This is a genomic window from Ruminococcus sp. CAG:330 (genome assembly GCF_000437175.1).
GTDB lineage: Bacteria > Bacillota > Clostridia > Oscillospirales > Ruminococcaceae > Ruminococcus_C.
The window spans coordinates 1,001-2,819 of the sequence record NZ_FR898058.1 but is presented as its reverse complement, the minus strand read 5'-3'; the positions used below and the strand labels follow the sequence as shown (position 1 = coordinate 2,819).

At 56.2% G+C, this 1,819-nt stretch carries 2 protein-coding genes; both read left to right on the top strand.

The annotated features are described in order from the left end of the window. Nucleotides 1–195 precede the first annotated feature (195 nt). A complete protein-coding gene (locus QZL66_RS06985; RefSeq protein ID WP_022411017.1) occupies nt 196–1,191 on the top strand; it encodes a metal ABC transporter substrate-binding protein in 996 nt (331 codons plus the stop codon). Nucleotides 1,192–1,206: 15 nt separating this feature from the next. Beyond that, nucleotides 1,207–1,819, top strand: a 613-nt coding sequence (locus tag QZL66_RS06980; protein WP_293601933.1) for a metal ABC transporter ATP-binding protein, incomplete at its 3' end; no start/stop codon positions are given.

Here is a 1,819-nt window from a genome sequence, read left to right as displayed (position 1 = left end):
ACTGCGTTCTATGCTTTGCTCTCCCTGTTCCATGGACAGCTTGCTTTGGGGACTGAATAGTTACGATTTTTTGAAAATTTCCTCTTGACAGCCGCAGGAAAACCTGCTATAATGTGAATATGAAAATCATTTTCATTTTAAAATGCGGCGAGCGAGGACAGATGTCCTTGCTTTTTCTATGAGGAGGAGTGTACCGTGAAACATCGATGGGGAAGTGTTTTAGCCGTCCTGTGCTGTCTGGTGATGGGGTTGACCGGATGCCGGATGCAGCCGCAGAAGACGGGACGGATTCAAGTGGTCTGCACGATTTTTCCGGAATACGACTGGGTGCGCCAGATCGTTGGCGATGCTGAGGGCGTGGAGGTAACGCTGCTGGTAAAGGGCGGAACCGACCTGCACAGCTACCAGCCCTCGGTGAAAGATATCGCCAAGATTGCGCAGGCGGATGTCTTTTGCTATGTGGGCGGAACGTCAGACTCCTGGGTGACGGAAGTGCTAGATATGGCGGAGAATCCCGATGCCATTGCTGTGCCCATGCTGGAGGCGGCGGATGCCGAGGAAGAGGTTACCGTGGAGAGTATGCAGGAGGAAAAGCATCACCACCACGACGAAGACGAGCACCATGACGAGGAGGAAGCGCAGGAACTGGACGAACACGTCTGGCTCTCTCTGCGGCGGGCGCAGCTGATCTGCCAGGCAATCTCCGATGCGCTGTGTGAGGCGGATCCGGCGAATGCCGACACCTATCGGACGAACACCGCAGCCTATCAGAAGCAGTTACAGGCGCTGGATGCGCAGTATACCGACATGGTGGAACAGGAGGCAGTGCGGGACACCTTTCTGGTGGCAGACCGCTTTCCGTTCCGGTATCTGGCGCAGGACTACGGGCTGCAATATTACGCAGCTTTTGCCGGATGCTCTGCGGAGACAGAGGCGAGCTTTGCCACCATTGCATTCCTCTCGGAAAAGGTGGAGGCGCTCCGGCTGCCCTGTGTGCTGACCGTGGAAAACGGCAGCAAGGCATTGGCAAAGACCGTCTGGGAGAATGCCGGCAATCGGGACGGCGAGATTCTGACGCTGAATTCGCTGCAATCTGTGACGCAGACGGACATTGACGACGGCGTAACGTATCTCTCGGAGATGCAGAAAAATCTGGATGTTTTGCGCACGGCACTGACCGAAGTGCGCTGAAAGGAGTGTATCACGATGGCACAGTTGACTTGTCGGGATCTGACATTGGGCTATGAGGGAAATCCGGTGATCGAACACCTGTCGTTCTCCGTGAATGCCGGAGATTACCTCTATATTGTGGGGGAGAACGGCTCCGGAAAGAGCACGCTTATGAAAGCGCTGCTGCGTCTGAAATCTCCCATGGCAGGAACCATTGAAACAGGCGATGGACTTCAGGCGGATGAAATCGGCTACCTGCCCCAGCAGACCGCTGTGCAGCGGGACTTTCCGGCATCAGTGCAGGAGATCGTCCGTTCGGGCTGCCTGAACCGCTGCGGATTTCGGTCGTTTTACAATCGGGCGGAAAAACAGCTGGCGCAGAAAAACATGGAGCGCCTGGACATCACCCATCTCGCCAAGCGGTGCTATCGGGAGCTGTCCGGCGGACAGCAGCAGCGTGTCCTTCTGGCACGTGCCCTCTGTGCCACCCAGAAGATGCTGCTGCTGGATGAACCGGTGACTGGCTTAGACCCCAAAGCGCAGGCGGAGATGTACGAGCTGATCGCGCGGCTGAATCGGGAGGATGGCATCACCATTCTGATGGTATCCCATGATCTGGAGGCAGCGTTGCAGTATGCCTCCCACATCC